This is a genomic window from Arthrobacter sp. AOP29-A2-19, assembly GCF_058138025.1.
Genome location: NZ_CM176894.1, coordinates 3194856 through 3208415 on the forward strand (window position 1 = coordinate 3194856; position 13560 = coordinate 3208415).

Genomic DNA, 13560 nt, shown 5'->3' on the forward strand with positions numbered 1-13560 from the left:
TGATGATGACCGTCCTGAACGACGCCGCACACCCCGCCCACGCCGCCTCCCGCACAGCGGACGAGGCCGCCGAGCACGACTGGAGCGAGGCCGAGCGCCTGGCCTTCTGGGAGGTCGCCGCGGGCCGCCTCGAGTGGGCCGCGCCTTGGCACACCACCCACTCCTCGACCCCGGTGGACGTCGCCGCCCGGCGCGGCCCCGAGCTGCGCTGGTTCGACGGCGGCAAGCTCAACGCCGCCGTCAACTGCGCCGACCGCCACGTGGCGGCCGGCCGCGGGGACAAGGTTGCGCTGCACTTCGAGGGGGAGCCGGGAGACACGCGCACCGTCACGTACCGCGAACTCACGGCCCTGGTCTCGCAGGCGGCCAACGCGCTGACCGAGCTTGGTGTCGGCAAGGGCGACCGCGTCGTCGTCTACCTGCCGGTGCTGGTGGAGACCGTCGTGATCACGCTGGCGTGCGCGCGCATCGGCGCCATCCATTCGCTGGTCTTCGGCGGCTTCTCCGCGGAGGCGCTGAAGTTCCGCGTCGAGGACACCCGCGCGAAGCTACTGGTCACCACGGACGGTCAGTTCCGCCGCGGCACCGCGGTGCCCGTGAAGGCGCAGGCCGACGAGGCGGCGTCCGGGGACAACGCGATCGAGCACGTGTTGGTCATCAACCGCACCGGCCACACGGATGTCGACTGGGTCCAGGGGCGCGACGTGTGGTGGCACGACGTCGTCGACACGCAGTCCACCAAGCACGTGGCCGAGTCATTCGACGCCGAGACCCCGCTGTTCATCATGTACACCTCCGGGACCACAGGGCAGCCGAAGGGCCTCGTCCACACGACGGGCGGGTACCTCACGCAGGCGTCGTGGAGCCACGAGTTCCTGTTCTCCCACCCGGACCCCGCGGAGCGCGGGAACGACGTCCACTGGTGCACGGCCGACCTCGCCTGGGTCACCGCACACACGTACGAGATCTACGGGCCGCTCTCCAACGGAGTCACCCAGGTCATCTACGAGGGTGTGCCCAACGCCCCGCACCCCGCCCGGCACTTCGAGATCATCCAGCGGTACGGCGTCACCAGCTACTACACGGCGCCCACGCTGGTGCGGTCGCTGATGGGCTGGTTCCCGGAAGGCGTTCCCGCCGGCTACGACCTCTCCTCCATCCGCCTTGCCGGGACGGTCGGGGAGGCCGTCAACCCGGAGGCCTGGCGATGGCTGCGCGCGCAGGTGGGCCGAGACTCCCTGGTGCCGGGGGACCCCGGCGCTGGCCTGCCCATGGTGGACACCTGGTGGCAGTCGGAGACCGGCGCCACCGTGCTGTCGCCGCGCCAGGGGGACCCGGCGTTCAAGCCGGGTTGCGCGACGCGCGCCCTCCCCGGGTTGGCCACGGACATCGTGGACGACGCCGGGGCCCGGGTTCCGGCGAACACGCAGGGCAACATCGTGGTCACCAAAACGGGGCCGTCTATGGCCCGCACGGTGTGGGGCAACCCGGAGCGCTACTTCACGTCGTATTGGCAGAAGTACGCCGCGCAAGGCTGGTTCCTGGCCGGGGACGGCGCCCGGTTCGACGACGACGGCGACACCTGGATCCTGGGCCGCACCGACGACGTCATCAACATCTCGGGCCACCGGCTGTCCACCATCGAGATCGAGTCCGCGCTGGTCTCTCACGCCGCCGTCGTCGAGGCGGGGGTCTGCCCCACGTACGACGCCAAGACCGGCCACGCCGCGACGGCCTTTGTGGTCCCGCATGACGCCTCCCTCATCGGGGGCACCCTGGCGGACGCGCCCGAGGACGTGAGGGCGGCGATGGTCGCCGCCCTCCGGTCCCACGTCTCCACGCAGATCGGGCCGATCGCCAAGCCGCGGGACGTGGTGTTCGTGCCGGACGTGCCCAAGACGCGCTCGGGCAAGATCATGCGCCGCCTGCTGACGCAGCTCTTCGAGGGCAGCGCGCTCGGCGACACCACGAGCCTGCAGAACGAGCCGTGCATCGCCCGGATCAAGGAGATCTGCGACGCCCGGTAGCCGGGGCGCTAGCCCCGCCCCCCGGACTGCGCGTAGAACATCTGCCGGGCCTCCTCGCGGCGCCGGTCGAACTCCGCGTCCATGGCGACGCCTTCGCGCCACGAGTTGCGGATCCGGCGGACCAGCGGCTGCCCGAAGGCCCGGAGCGCGGCGGCCACGCCGGCGGCGGAACGGCCGATGCTTTGGTTAATGGAATGGGTGAATGCTGGGGTGCTGGTGTGGGTTGTCATGCATCCAGAGTGGCCCCGGCGGCGCCGGCCCACCACGATTTGGTGTGGGCCGAATCCGGGAATAAACCGCGCCGATCCGTCGACGGAATCGCGCCGATTTTCGCCGGGTCGAGGGGCCGCGCGAGCCGGGGATGATTGCCCGTCGAACGCAACGATTCGGGTCTGGCCGAATCCTCGCGCATCCCCGTGTGGCGGCCTACCCTGATTCCATGCACATCACGCTCACCAGCGAGGACCTCACGAAGATTCGCTTCGAGGCCTCGCCGATGTGGGAGACCGTGACCAGCCTGCGCACCCTTCAGGTCGGCACCCCGATCCACCGCCCGTGGATCGAATCCGCCAAGCGCGGCATCGCCGCCTCGACCGATCCGCGCAAGGCGGCCCACCTGCGACTGCTGACCACGGTGGTCCGCCCGACGGGCTTTATGGCCGACGGATTGACCCCAACACCGAGGCATCAGGATTCGTTCGAGGAGATGCTCGCCGCGGTGGCCGCCGTGCCGGCCGAGGTGTGGCGCAGCGACCTGGTCTATCTCGAGCAACAGCGCCCGGAGGGCCCCGTCAGGGAGACGCTCGACGAGCTGTCCGCGGACATCGAGGGCGGCATCGCCCGCATCGTCGAGGCACTGCGCTGGTACTGGGGCACCGCCGTCGAACCCTGGTGGCCGCGCCTGCGCGCCGTGCTGCTGGCGGACATAGACAGCCGCCTCGCCGAGATTGCCCGCAACGGGATTGTGGAGGTGTTCCGTTCGCTGCATCCGAGCGTCCTGCCGACGCCGACCGGGCTGGAGATCGTCCGCGGTTGCGACCAGGTGGTCCCGCCGGAGCCCGGGCAGGGCCTGATCCTGATCCCGAACGCGTTCATCTGGCCCAACACCAGGGTGCTGAACGCCCGGCCGTTCGTTCCCACCATCACCTACGCCCCGCGGGGCGTGGGCCGACTGTGGGAATCGACGCGCGAGGCCGCCGCCAGTCCGGTTGCGCAGCTGCTCGGGCGCACGCGCGCCCAGATCCTCGCTCAGCTCGACGTTCCGATGACCACCACCCAGCTGGCCTGCGCCCTGGACCTGGCCGCCGGAACGGTCAACGGCCACCTGAAGGTGATGGCCGCCGGCGGCCTCGCCTCGTCCCTGCGCGCCGGGCGGGAAGTCTTTTACCGGCGGGCCGAGGTCGGCGAGGCGCTGATCGCCCGCGTCTGAGCCCTGCGGCCGGGGTACGCTTTCACCCATCGGGGGCATGCCCTTTGAGTGAGCGACCGGGGGGTCCGCGTGAAACAGGCACTACAACTGATGGCCATTGCCGCCGTGGCAATGATGGCTCTACTCGCGGCAGTGGTTCCGGCGGCGAACGCCGCGACTGCGGGCATCAAGCTGAGCACCAGTTCAGGTCCGGCGGGCACCTCGGTAACGGTGACCGGAACCGGCTTCCCCAAGAAGGCCAAGGGCACGGTCACGGCGGGTGGCAACACGGTGGGTTTCACGTCCAGCGGCTCCGGATGGTTCAGCGTGCCCGTTGTCGTCCCAGAGACAGCCGACGCCGTTCTGTCCGTTCGGGCCAAGGTCAATGCCACGGAAGCGGCCCTCCCCTTCACCCTCACCTACAGCTCCCCCTCGGCCGACGGGGAATTGCCCACGCCGGCTCCCGCACCTCCCGCTACGGTCCCCGCCATCAGTTCCGCCAACCTTCGGTTCGGGGTGGGAACGCCGGGCGGCCCGGCCGCCTCCGCCGAGCTGGACGCGGTGGCCTCCATGGTGGGCGAGGCGCCCTCGATCGTCCTTTCCTACAAGGACTTCAACCAGCCTCCACCCCTGGCCGAACTCGACGCCGTCCGGGCGCGTGGCGCCGTCACGCTGCTCACGTGGGAGCCGTGGGCGTGGGGCGGCGGGACAGCGCAGCCCGCCTACGCGCTGGACCGGATCGCGGCCGGCGACTTCGATGCCTACCTCAGGCAATGGGGCTCCGCCCTCGCCGGGTGGGGAAGCCCCGTGCTCCTGCGCTTCGGCCACGAGATGAACGGCAACTGGTACCCCTGGGCGGAAGGCGTGAACGGCAACGGACCCGGGGACTACGCGACCGCGTGGCGGCACGTGCACGACGTCTTGGCCTCCACGGGCGCGACCAACGTTTCCTGGGTTTGGAACCCCAACATCCCGTACTACGGATCCACGCCCCTGGGATCCCTCTATCCCGGCGCCGACTATGTGGATGCGGTGGCGCTCGACGGCTACAACTGGGGGACGTCCGCCAGCTGGAGCACGTGGACCGCGCCGTCCGCCCTATTCGGCGAGGGCCTGTCCCAGCTCCGGGGGCTTGCCCCGGGCAAGCAGATCCTGATCGCGGAGACGTCCTCCGCCGAGCAGGGCGGCTCCAAGGCCGACTGGAACACCCGGCTGGTCGCGTACCTGGCGGCGCAGCCGGACGTCACCGGGCTGGTGTGGTTCCACCTCAACAAGGAGACGGACTGGCGTATCGACAGCAGCGCCTCCTCCTCCGGCGCGCTCGCCGCGGCCTTGGCGGCCCGCAGGCCCTAGCGAGGGATGAACCGGAACAGGAACCTGGTCTTGACCATGATCCACACCAGGGCCATCACCACGACGTACGCGCCGGTGTTGAGCCAGATGTTCCCCAGCTGCAGAGCGGGAATGTTGGCCAGCGCCAGAATTAGGAAGACGTGCACGATGAAGACGTACAGGGTGGCCTGTCCCAGCGGAATGAGAAACCACCCGAGCGCCTTCTCCAACAGGCTCCAGTACGCGGTGAGCAGGGCATAGGCCGTGACGATGACCAGCAGGACGTTGGCCAGCCGCCCCACGCCCAAATAGGTCCGGCCGAAGTAGTCGGCATACAGCGTCTGGTGTACGGCATCCGGCAGCAGGGCGAGCCGGAGGTCGTAGGCGTTGGAGAGGTAGGGGTTGGACCAGGCGAACAACGCGAAGAGCACGGTCAGGAGCACGCACAGGGCCAGCACGCCCTTCCGGCCCGTGAACCATGCCACCAGGGCCCGGCGGTGGTAGCCGGCGGTCAGGCCGAGGACGAAGAGTACCTGCCAGACCATCAGCGGGAAGGAGTCCTCGAACTGTGAGGGCAGGAGCCGCACGCGCAGCAGGGAACCCGCCGCGTAGAGGGCGCCGCTGGACAGCAGCACCACCCACGTCTTGCCTCGCGAGAGCGCCCAAAGGATCAGAGGGCTCGCGAGCAGGAGCACCACGTACAGGCCCATGATGTTGAACTGCCACGGCCCGAACTGCAGCAGCAGGATCTTCGGGATCAGCCACGCGGGAACGGGGAACTGCAGCAGGCCGTCCATCTCGGAGTACATGTCGTAGGTACGCCCGGCGGCGGCCCGGCCGTCCGCGCCCGTGCCCTGGTCCGTGAAGGCCGTGAGCACCGAGCTGTAGATCCCCGGCAGCAGGCTGACGGCGAAGACGACCATCACCACGGCCAAGGCCGTGAGATAGAGCTTCCCCGAACGCCCCGTCGTCTTGTCCACGACGTCCCCGAGGCTGTCCTTGATCCTTGGCCCGTACACCATGCCGAGAACCGCTCCGGAGAGCAGGACGAAGAATTCCGCGCCGGACACGGCGCCGATGGTCTCCTGCGTCAGCAGTTGGAATAGCGACGTGAGGCCCACGTGGTTCACCACCACAAACAGGATCGCCATGCCCCTCAGCATGTCGACCCGGGTGTCCCTGGCACCCTCCCCCCGGTAGGCCCAGGAGCGCGTGGCGGGCCATCGGAGGGGCAGCGCCCACAGAAGCGCGGCCGCCAGCAGTGCCGCCCCGGCGGTCAGCCAGGCCCATCCCCCGGAGACGACGCCGTCGCCGGCCACGCCGCTGGCCACGCCGCTGGCCACGCCCGAGGCCGCCACGTCCCGCAGCGGTCCGGTCGTGAAGCCGGCCTCCTCCAGCGCGTCGGCCAGCGTCGCGGCCGTGCCGGCGGCCGTGGTGAGCCGCCAGTCGATAGCGACCTCGCCGGACGCCCGTTGCTCGACCGTCTCGTTCCACAGCACGGCGCCGATCCCGGCGTAGCCGGCGCCCGGCGCCGCGAGCGTCTCGCGAAGCCACGCTCCCTTGATGTCGCCCTCGGAGGGGCCGTCGGCCGCCGGGCTGTAGAACGCGCCCGTCTCCAGCAGCAGCGGCTTGCCCCGCGCCTCGGCGTATGTGGCGTAGAAGTCCGAGTCCACCGTCGCACCGCCACTCGCAGGCCCCAGCAGGGTAGCGAGGCCGTCCGGCCCCGGGAGCGTGTTCACCGGCGGCCCGCCGGCGGTGTCGTCGTGGACGGCAGACAGCCCCACCCAGTCCACCGCGTCGTCCCCGGGATAGTACGGACCGTAGGCCGCGTCGTCTCCGTTCCAGGCGCCGTCGGAATTCGTGTCCAGGTCTCCGAACTCCGGCGCCCCGGGCTCCGCGGCGCCGGGTGCCCTCCCGAAGGGGTAGTCCCGCCCCTGCACCGGCGACCACACCATGACCGGATCGTCCAGCCCGGCCCGCATGGCCTCGGACACGGAACGGAACGCGGCGACGTACGGCCCCGGGTTCTGGCCCCAGGCCACCCAGCTGGCATTCATGTCCGGGGCGAAGCGGATGAACAGCCGGCCCTCGAACCCTTCGGCCATGGCGTCGATGTCTTGTGCCAGCGAGGCTGCGGCGCCGGAGTCGACCTGCGTCAGGGGAATTCCCGGATTGACCGTGATCAGCGCGTCGGCGCCCTCGGCCCCCGTCTGCCGCAGGAACTGCGGAATGGCGGTCCGCTCGTGCTCGCGGACGGGCAGCGACATGTCGTGGGCATACAGGGCGGCCGGCCGTCCCAGCCGCCCGGCGTATTGGGCCGCGGAATCGGCCGACCAGTCCAACTGGACGCCCCATAGCGGCGTGTCCCGGTCTTCCGACGATGCGGTGGCGACTCCGACCGCCCCGCCGCGGAACGGGGTATGTGCGCTTGCCTCGGCCGCCCCACCAAAGACGGCCAGGAACGGCGAAATCATCAAGACCAGCAGAAACAAGGGCAACACCCGGCGCATCTTCACAATCGCCATCGTAGCGACCGCGCGCGCCCTGGCCCGCCGTCGCTTACCTTGCCCGCCCACGCACGGCGTGCTTGGCTGTCCTTCAGCACTCGGCAGAAACCGCGCAAGGGAAGGTAGAAGCCATTGGCAGAGAACACGGTTGATCGAAGCAAGAGCTCCACCAAGGAACGCACCGCGCCGGATCCCGAGGACCCGCGCAAGCCGGACAGCCCCCAGGACGTCGGCAAGCCCGCCTGGAAATACATCCTCAAGCGCACCGTCCGGGAATTCTCTCGCGACCAGTGCACCGACCTGGCCGCCGCGCTCACCTACTACGGCGTCCTCTCGATGTTCCCCGCATTGCTGGCCCTGGTGTCCCTCCTCGGGGTGGTTGGCCAAGCCGAGCAGACGACCCAAACGCTCCTGCAGATCGTCGAGGGGGTCGCCGATCCTTCGGTCGTGGACACCATCCGGCCCACCATCGAACAACTGACCGGCTCCCCGGCCGCCGGATTCGCCCTGATCGCCGGTCTCCTCGGCGCCATCTGGTCCGCTTCCGGCTACGTCGGGGCATTCGGACGGGCCATGAACCGGATCTACGAAATCGACGAGGGCCGCCCGTTCTGGAAGCTGCGCCCCACGCAGTTGGCCATCACCGTGGTGCTCTTGGTCCTCGCCGTCGTCATGGCGCTGTTGCTCGTCGTCTCCGGACCGGTGGCCGAGGCGATCGGCGGCGCGGTGGGGCTTGGCGGGACCGCCCTGACCGTGTGGAACATCGCGAAGTGGCCCGTGATGGTGGCCTTCGCCGTGGCCATGATTGCGGTGCTCTACTACGCCACGCCCAACGTGAGGCAACCGAAGTTCCGCTGGATGAGCCTGGGATCGCTCATCGCGCTGCTGGTGCTGGCGGTCGCGACGCTGGGCTTCTTCTTCTACGTCTCAAACTTCGGCAACTACAACAAGACGTACGGTGCGATCGCGGGTGTCATCGTGATGCTGCTGTGGATCTGGATCGCAAACCTCTCGCTGCTGTTCGGCGCGGAGTTCGACGCGGAGATGGAACGCGGACGCCAGCTCCAGGGCGGGCTAGAGGCCGAGGAAAGCATCCAGCTTCCGCCGCGGGACACCAAGGCCAGCGACAAGAAGGCCGAACAGGAACGCCAGGACGTGGAGGCGGGGCGCAGCCTGCGGAGGGAGTCGGAGGGCGGAAAGTAGCGGGTCGGCACGTGGGTTGCGCGCATCCGTGCAACAGTAGGTCAAGCCACGTATCCGGCAGGAAGAGGTCACACCATGAGCAGCGAATCCCTGACACCCAAAAACGAGCCGACGGATCGGCCGGACCCAGCGCACACCGCGGGCGGAACGTCGGGCGACGGGCTGGCGACCGACGGGTTGGCGACGCGGGAGCCGGCCGGGACCGTATCCGAGTCCGCCGGCCGCCCCGCGCCGGGTCCCGTGTCCGAGCCGGAGGAGCGCCGCCACGCCACGCGCACCGGCATGGTCTGGACGGCCACCATCGTGGCGTTGGTCCTGTTGGTCCTGCTCATCATCTTCATCGCCCAGAACCAGTCTTCGGTCCAGCTGCGCTACTTCGCGGCCGAGGGCACGGTCTCGCTGGGACTGGCCCTGCTGGCGGCGGCGGTGGCCGGCGGATTCCTGGTGGCGAGCGCGGGCGCCGCCCGCATCATCGCCCTGCGCGCCCAGGCCAGCCGGCAGCGGCGGGCCCGGAACAAGCAGAACCGCTAGCGGCGGGCCGGTTCCGGCGTCTGCACCGAGTCGGCGTCCAGCTCGACGACCTGGCCGTTGCGGAACCGGGGGTGCTGCGTGCCCAGGAGGCTCCCGAGCGTCAGCCGCAGCAGCGTCCCGTGCGCGACGACGATGATGTTGCGTCCGGGGTGCCGCTCGACGAGCGCCGCAAGTGCCCGAACGCCGCGCTCGGCCACGTCATTCTCCGGCTCGGCCGACTCGAGGAGCCGGTCGATGTCGTGGCGCGGCAACCCGACGACCACGCGCCCCTCGCCGCGGCCGTAGTCGCGCTCGACCAGCCCGGCGACCGCGTCGCCGGGCTCCAGGCCGACCACGTTGCCGATCAGCGACGCGGTCTCCGCGGCTCGGCCCAACGGCGACGAGACCAGCACGTCCCAGGCCCCGGACCCGCCCAGTTCGTGGCCGGCGGCGCGGGCCTGCCCGCGCCCGACGTCGTTCAGCGGAATGTCCATGCGGCCCTGAAGCCGCCCTTCGGCGTTCCAGTCCGTCTCCCCGTGGCGCACCAGCGCAAGCTTTGCTCCCATCACCCAAGCGTATCGAACGGCCCCAAACCGCAGGATGTTCGACGGAGGGCTCCCCCGGCGCAATCCGGCTCAACATTCTTTGATCGCGGGTCCGCATCTTGACACAATGGGAGCAACCATCCCGAGCGGCCGAGAGATCTGGCTTGACGACGCCGCAGCAACCATCCGGTCCTACGGAAAGGTGCTACCGCCAGGACCGATGGAGAGCGCGCAAGCAATCTTTTGACGGGATGACAGACCATGCGCCCGCGGCGCCCGTCACCAAGGAGCCAGCCATGAGCACCAGCACCCCCGTCAGCCCCGTGGCCGACCTCGAGACCCCGCTCAAGTTCGCCTACTGGGTACCGAACGTTTCCGGCGGCCTCGTGGTCTCCACCATCGAGCAGCGCACGTCGTGGGACTTCGACTACAACAAGAAGCTCGCCCGCATCGCCGAGAACTCGGGCTTCGAGTACGCGCTGACCCAGACGCGCTACGCCGCGAGCTACGGCGCCGACAAGCAGCACGAGGCCACGAGCTTTTCCCTGGCCCTCCTCGGCGCCACCGAGCGACTGAAGGTGATCTCCGCCGTCCACCCCGGCATGTGGCACCCCGGCGTGCTGGCCAAGTTCATCATCACCGCCGACCACATCTCCGGCGGGCGCTCCGCCGTGAACATCGTCTCCGGCTGGCTCAAGGACGAATTCGTGAACTTCGGGCTCGAGTGGCTGGAGCACGACGAGCGCTACGTGCGCACGGAGGAGTTCATCAACGTGCTCCGCGGCCTGTGGACGCAGGAGAACTACAGCCAGTCCGGCAAGTACTACAACATCAAGGATTTCACCCTGAACCCGGCGCCCCTGGACATCCCGGGCCGCGCGCACCCGGAGGTCTTCTTCGGCGGAAACTCCACCGCCGCGCAGGCAGCGGCCGGGCACGCCGCGGACTGGTACTTCTCCAACGGCCGCTCGCTGGAGGGCTTCAAGGAGAACATCGCCGGCGTTGTGAAGGCCGCGAACGACGGCGGCCGCACCGCCGCCGCCAAGCCGCGCTTCGGGCTCAACGGCTTCGTGATCGCCCGCGACTCGGAGAAGGAGGCCACCGAAACCCTCCGCGAGATCATCGCCAAGGCGCACCGCCCCGCCGTCGAGGGCTTCGCCGCCGCCGTGAAGGAGGCGGGCCAGTCCACGAAGGACGGCAAGGGCATGTGGGAGGACTCCACGTTCGAGGACATGGTCCAGTACAACGACGGCTTCCGCTCCGAGCTCATCGGCACCCCCGAGCAGATCGCCGAGCGTATCGTCGAGTTCAAGAAGATCGGCGTGAACCTGCTGCTGACCTGCTACCTGCACTTCCAGGAGGAGGTCGCCGCCTTCGGCCGCGACGTGCTGCCGATCGTGCGCGAGCTCGAGGCCGACCTGGCCCGCAAGAACGGCACAGAGCTGAACACCGACCTTCTGCCAGTCACCAACCTCGAAGGAGCCGTCGCCTAATGGCCGACCACCAATTCGGATTCCGCACGCGCGCCCTGCACGCCGGCGGCACGCCCGACGCAGAGCACGGCGCCCGCGCCGTCCCGATCTACCAGACGACGTCGTTCGTCTTCAAGGACACGGACGACGCCGCCAACCTCTTCGCGCTGCAGAAGTATGGGAACATCTACTCGCGCATCGGCAACCCGACCGTCGCGGCGTTCGAGGAGCGCATCGCGTCCCTCGAGGGCGGCATCGGCGCCGTCGCCACGTCGTCGGGCATGGCCGCGGAGTTCATCACCTTCGCGGCGCTGACGCAGGCGGGCGACCACATCGTCGCCTCGTCCAAGCTCTACGGCGGCACCATCACCCAGCTGGACGTCACCCTGCGCCGCTTCGGCGTCGAGACCACCTTCGTGGACAGCAACGACGCGGCCGACTTCGCCGCCGCCATCCAGGAGAACACTAAGGCCGTCTACACGGAGGTCGTGGCGAACCCCTCCGGGGACATTGCCGACCTCAAGGGCCTGGCCGAAGTCGCCCACGCGGCGAACGTGCCGCTGATCGTCGACTCGACGCTGACCCCTCCGTACATCCTGCGCCCGATCGAGCACGGCGCGGACATCGTTATCCACTCCGCCACGAAGTTCCTCGGCGGCCACGGAACCACGCTCGGCGGCGTCGTCGTCGAGTCCGGCACCTTCGACTGGGGCAACGGCAAGTTCCCCACCATGACCGAGCCCGTGGCCAGCTACGGCAACGTCTCCTGGTGGGACAACTTCGGCGAGTACGGCTTCCTGACCAAGCTGCGCTCGGAGCAGTTGCGCGACATCGGCCCCTCGCTGTCCGCGCAGTCCGCGTTCCAGCTGCTGCAGGGCGTCGAGACGCTGCCCCAGCGCATGGACAACCACCTCTCCAACGCGCTCGCCGTGGCCCGGTGGCTGGAGGCGGACCCGCGCGTCACCTACGTGAACTTCGCGGCGCTTCCGTCGCACCCCCAGCATGCCCGGGCGCAAGAACTGCTGCCGCTCGGCGTCGGCTCCGTCTTCAGCTTCGGCGTCAGGGGCGGCCGGGAGGCGGGCGGGCGGTTCATCGAGGCGCTCCAGCTGGCGAGCCACCTGGCCAACATCGGCGACGCCCGGACCCTCGTGCTGCACCCGGCGTCGACCACGCACCAGCAGCTCTCCGCCGAGCAGCTGGTCGCTGCCGGCGTCCCCGGCGACCTCATTCGCCTGAGCGTGGGGCTGGAGGATCTCGAGGACATCCTCTGGGACCTCGACCAGGCGCTCGAGGCGTCCCAGCGGGAGGTGGCGGACTCCGGGTTCGCCGCCCCCGAGTACGACGGCGAGGCGTGCGCCATCCCGGCGCCGGCCCAGATTGGAGCGGCACAGTGAGCGCGGCCATCGAAGAGCGGACGTGGGTGGGGCCCTCGGCCCCGGAACGCCTCAACATCCTGCGGAGCACCACGTCCATCGCGATCGTCGGCGCGTCCAACAAGCCGAGCCGCGCCTCCTACTTCGTGGCGACGTACCTGCTTTCCTCCACCAGGTACAAGGTGTACTTCGTGAACCCGGTGGTGGACGAGATCCTCGGCCAGCCCGTCTACAAGTCGCTGGCGGACCTGCCGGAGGTTCCGGACCTGGTGGAGGTCTTCCGCAAGCACAACGACCTTCCGGGCGTGCTCGACGAGGCCATCGCGGTGGGCGCCAAGACCCTCTGGCTGCAGCTCGGGTCGTGGCACGAGGGAGTCGCCGCGGACGCCGAGGCCGCGGGGCTCAACGTGGTCATGGACCGCTGCGTGAAGATCGAGCACGCGCGCTTCCACGGCGGCCTGCACCTGGCCGGCTTCAACACCGGGGTGGTGAGCTCCAAGCGCCAGGTCCTCGCCTAGAGGTCGTCGCGCGCGGCCATCACCGTGTAGTCCCACGTGTGGACGGCGGCGTCGCCGTCGTCCACACTCCGGTGCAGGTCGCGCGCGCGGTCTAGGACCTCCCCCACCTCGCGGAACACGCGGCGGGCCTCGTCGTTCGTCAGGCGCAGGGTGCCCGTGCTCATCTGACCCTTGGCGTCCGCGTCCCGCCCCGTGGCGTAGTTCGGTGCCCACTCGAGCACCTTCGCGACCATCCGCTGCTGGTCGAGGACCATCTGACTCAAGTACGAGGCCAGCGGCAGTTCGTCGCCCGGGCCCACGGGCTCCTCCGGGGATCCAATCCTGTAGGACTCCAGCAGGGCCTTCCAGACCCTGTCCCTCCGGTCCCGCGCGTGCTCAGGCGCCTCCACGATCATCCCCGCGTCGGCCAGGACGCGCAGGTGGAAGCTCAGCTTGTTGGCGGGGACGCGGAGCTGCTCGGCCAGGTCGGCGGCGCGGGCGTGGTCCTGCGCGGCCAGGACCGCCACGATCCGGCGTCGTAGCGGATTGGACATGGCCTTGAGCATCGGCGAGGTCATGACCGTAGCGGCCGGTTCCTGCGGGTCGGGAGCGTCTGCCATGCCACCAGTGTAGGAAGCGCGCAACCGATTGCCAATTTTTATTGCGCAAGTTTAATTGCGCATCTA

Annotated in this window: 12 protein-coding genes and 1 riboswitch; of the genes, 8 read left to right on the forward strand and 4 right to left on the reverse strand. The window is 69.5% G+C overall.

The genetic code is table 11. The annotated features are described in order from the left end of the window. Positions 1 to 5: 5 nt before the first annotated feature. Complete coding sequence (gene acs / locus AC3ZJJ_RS14700) at positions 6 to 2027, forward strand: acetate--CoA ligase (RefSeq protein ID WP_489892564.1); 2022 nt, start codon at positions 6 to 8, stop codon at positions 2025 to 2027. Positions 2028 to 2035: 8 nt separating this feature from the next. Here the strand turns inward: acs and AC3ZJJ_RS14705 are convergent, their stop codons facing one another. Then, positions 2036 to 2257 (reverse strand): hypothetical protein, encoded by a 222-nt coding sequence (locus AC3ZJJ_RS14705; protein ID WP_489892565.1) that lies wholly within the window; start codon positions 2255 to 2257, stop codon positions 2036 to 2038. A 209-nt stretch (positions 2258 to 2466) separates the two neighbouring features. Between AC3ZJJ_RS14705 and AC3ZJJ_RS14710 the strand changes: the two genes are divergently transcribed. Together AC3ZJJ_RS14710 and AC3ZJJ_RS14715 are read left to right on the forward strand one after the other, a co-directional pair. After that, complete coding sequence (locus AC3ZJJ_RS14710) at positions 2467 to 3456, forward strand: ArsR/SmtB family transcription factor (RefSeq protein ID WP_489892566.1); 990 nt, start codon at positions 2467 to 2469, stop codon at positions 3454 to 3456. A gap of 69 nt (positions 3457 to 3525) precedes the next feature. Further along, on the forward strand, positions 3526 to 4788 hold the full coding sequence (locus tag AC3ZJJ_RS14715) for a glycoside hydrolase family 26 protein (protein ID WP_489892567.1): 1263 nt from the start codon (positions 3526 to 3528) through the stop codon (positions 4786 to 4788). On the opposite strand, the gene opgC is transcribed toward AC3ZJJ_RS14715, so the two are convergent. Then, on the reverse strand, positions 4785 to 7277 hold the full coding sequence (gene opgC / locus AC3ZJJ_RS14720) for an OpgC domain-containing protein (RefSeq protein WP_489895857.1): 2493 nt from the start codon (positions 7275 to 7277) through the stop codon (positions 4785 to 4787). The two genes, AC3ZJJ_RS14715 and opgC, sit on opposite strands and share 4 nt — an antisense overlap. Before the next feature lie 129 nt (positions 7278 to 7406). On the opposite strand from opgC, the gene AC3ZJJ_RS14725 reads away from it, so the two are divergent. Together AC3ZJJ_RS14725 and AC3ZJJ_RS14730 are read left to right on the forward strand one after the other, a co-directional pair. Further along, complete coding sequence (locus AC3ZJJ_RS14725; RefSeq protein ID WP_489892568.1) at positions 7407 to 8477, forward strand: YihY/virulence factor BrkB family protein; 1071 nt, start codon at positions 7407 to 7409, stop codon at positions 8475 to 8477. A 75-nt stretch (positions 8478 to 8552) separates the two neighbouring features. Next, positions 8553 to 9008 (forward strand): lipopolysaccharide assembly protein LapA domain-containing protein, encoded by a 456-nt coding sequence (locus AC3ZJJ_RS14730; RefSeq protein WP_489892569.1) that lies wholly within the window; start codon positions 8553 to 8555, stop codon positions 9006 to 9008. Here the strand turns inward: AC3ZJJ_RS14730 and AC3ZJJ_RS14735 are convergent. Then, positions 9005 to 9553, reverse strand: coding sequence for a histidine phosphatase family protein (locus tag AC3ZJJ_RS14735; RefSeq protein ID WP_489892570.1), 549 nt, complete (start codon positions 9551 to 9553; stop codon positions 9005 to 9007). The two genes, AC3ZJJ_RS14730 and AC3ZJJ_RS14735, sit on opposite strands and share 4 nt — an antisense overlap. A 113-nt stretch (positions 9554 to 9666) precedes the next feature. Next, positions 9667 to 9759: riboswitch (SAM riboswitch) on the forward strand. Positions 9760 to 9828: 69 nt separating this feature from the next. Here AC3ZJJ_RS14735 and sfnG point away from each other — a divergent pair. The 3 genes from sfnG to AC3ZJJ_RS14750 are packed head-to-tail and all read left to right on the forward strand — an operon-like array spanning position 9829 to position 12895. Next, positions 9829 to 11025: a dimethylsulfone monooxygenase SfnG gene (sfnG, locus tag AC3ZJJ_RS14740; RefSeq protein ID WP_489892571.1), complete on the forward strand. Its 1197-nt coding sequence runs from the start codon at positions 9829 to 9831 to the stop codon at positions 11023 to 11025. Further along, a complete protein-coding gene (locus tag AC3ZJJ_RS14745) occupies positions 11025 to 12398 on the forward strand; it encodes an O-acetylhomoserine aminocarboxypropyltransferase/cysteine synthase family protein (protein ID WP_489892572.1) in 1374 nt (457 codons plus the stop codon). Before sfnG ends, AC3ZJJ_RS14745 begins: the two co-directional genes overlap by 1 nt. Next, positions 12395 to 12895, forward strand: a complete 501-nt coding sequence (locus tag AC3ZJJ_RS14750; RefSeq protein WP_489892573.1) for a CoA-binding protein — start codon at positions 12395 to 12397, stop codon at positions 12893 to 12895. Before AC3ZJJ_RS14745 ends, AC3ZJJ_RS14750 begins: the two co-directional genes overlap by 4 nt. On the opposite strand, the gene AC3ZJJ_RS14755 is transcribed toward AC3ZJJ_RS14750, so the two are convergent. After that, on the reverse strand, positions 12892 to 13494 hold the full coding sequence (locus tag AC3ZJJ_RS14755; RefSeq protein ID WP_489892574.1) for an ArsR/SmtB family transcription factor: 603 nt from the start codon (positions 13492 to 13494) through the stop codon (positions 12892 to 12894). The two genes, AC3ZJJ_RS14750 and AC3ZJJ_RS14755, sit on opposite strands and share 4 nt — an antisense overlap. Between the last annotated feature and the right edge of the window lie 66 nt (positions 13495 to 13560).

Coding starts and splice junctions, on each gene's coding strand:
- acs (WP_489892564.1), top strand. CDS start 6: ATGACCGTCCTGAACGACGCCGCACACCCCGCCCACGCCGCCTCCCGC.
- AC3ZJJ_RS14705 (WP_489892565.1), bottom strand. CDS start 2,257: ATGACAACCCACACCAGCACCCCAGCATTCACCCATTCCATTAACCAA.
- AC3ZJJ_RS14710 (WP_489892566.1), top strand. CDS start 2,467: ATGCACATCACGCTCACCAGCGAGGACCTCACGAAGATTCGCTTCGAG.
- opgC (WP_489895857.1), bottom strand. CDS start 7,277: ATGCGCCGGGTGTTGCCCTTGTTTCTGCTGGTCTTGATGATTTCGCCG.
- AC3ZJJ_RS14730 (WP_489892569.1), top strand. CDS start 8,553: ATGAGCAGCGAATCCCTGACACCCAAAAACGAGCCGACGGATCGGCCG.
- AC3ZJJ_RS14735 (WP_489892570.1), bottom strand. CDS start 9,553: ATGGGAGCAAAGCTTGCGCTGGTGCGCCACGGGGAGACGGACTGGAAC.
- sfnG (WP_489892571.1), top strand. CDS start 9,829: ATGAGCACCAGCACCCCCGTCAGCCCCGTGGCCGACCTCGAGACCCCG.
- AC3ZJJ_RS14745 (WP_489892572.1), top strand. CDS start 11,025: ATGGCCGACCACCAATTCGGATTCCGCACGCGCGCCCTGCACGCCGGC.
- AC3ZJJ_RS14755 (WP_489892574.1), bottom strand. CDS start 13,494: ATGGCAGACGCTCCCGACCCGCAGGAACCGGCCGCTACGGTCATGACC.